The following is a 1,053-nucleotide window of genomic DNA, read 5'->3' on the forward strand; positions in this document are numbered from 1 at the left end:
GTCGGGCTTGCGGATTCCGGTGACCGGCACATCTGGGAACTCTCCGGCGGCATGCGTCAACGGGTCGGCATAGCGCGGGCGCTCGCCGCCGAGCCGCGTTTCCTGTTGCTCGACGAGCCGCTCGGCGCGCTCGATGCGCTGACCCGCACGCGCATGCAGGACTTCCTGCTGCGCATCAAGGCCGAGAGCGGCGCAGGCGCCGTGCTCATCACCCACAGCATCGAGGAGGCGCTTTTGCTCGGCACGCGTATTGTCGTGCTCTCGCCCAATCCGGGCCGCCTGACCGCCGAGATCGAGGCCGGCTTCAATGCCGAGATCCTGAACGGCGCTTCGGTTGCCGACGTCAAGGCCTCGCCGATCTTCAAACGCATGCATGCCGGGCTGACCGGTCTCATCCACGCCGGCGAAGAGGAGCTTGCCGCATGACGCTTCTGAGTGAACTTAACGCCCTCGCGGGCGAAACGACCGATACGGCGCCGGCCCGCCGTACCCGCCCCCTCCCCATCGCCGTCATCTCCACGCTCACCGTCGGCGTCATCATCAGCCTCTGGGCGTTCGCCTCGGCCTACGCGCTGGTTTCACCGGTCTTCCTGCCCTCGCCGCGCCAGGTCGTCATCGCACTCTACAATCTCGTCGTGAAAGGGTTTGTCGATGCGACGCTGGCCGAACATGTCGGCGCAAGCCTTTACCGCATCTTCGGGGCGCTGATCGCCTCCATCCTGATCGGCATTCCCGCCGGCCTTGCCATCGGCACGAGCCGGGTCGGCCGCGGCATCCTCGATCCCATCGTCGAGTTCCTCCGCCCGCTTCCGCCGCTTGCCTATCTGCCGCTCGTCATCATCTGGGTCGGCATCGGCGAGGCTTCGAAGATCACGGTCATCGCGCTCTCCATGCTGCCCTCGATCATCCTGTCGACCTCGGCCGGCGTGCGCGCCGTCTCGAAGGACCATGTCAACGCGGCCCGCTCGCTCGGCGCGAGCAGGGCGCAGGTGCTGCGGGAGGTGGTCCTGCCAAGTGCCGTCCCCTCCATCCTGACCGGCATCCGCATCGCGC

General features: G+C 67.3%; 2 protein-coding genes. Both read left to right on the forward strand.

What is annotated here, in order from left to right:
* Positions 1–426, forward strand: a 426-nt coding sequence (locus ACOZKU_RS05615; RefSeq protein WP_421578022.1) for an ATP-binding cassette domain-containing protein, incomplete at its 5' end; no start/stop codon positions are given.
* On the forward strand, positions 423–1,053 hold a 631-nt coding region (locus ACOZKU_RS05620; RefSeq protein WP_421578023.1), incomplete at its 3' end, for an ABC transporter permease subunit. The genes ACOZKU_RS05615 and ACOZKU_RS05620, both read left to right, overlap by 4 nt.

It is taken from the genome of Shinella sp. M31 (assembly GCF_049199205.1).
Taxonomy (GTDB): domain Bacteria; phylum Pseudomonadota; class Alphaproteobacteria; order Rhizobiales; family Rhizobiaceae; genus Shinella.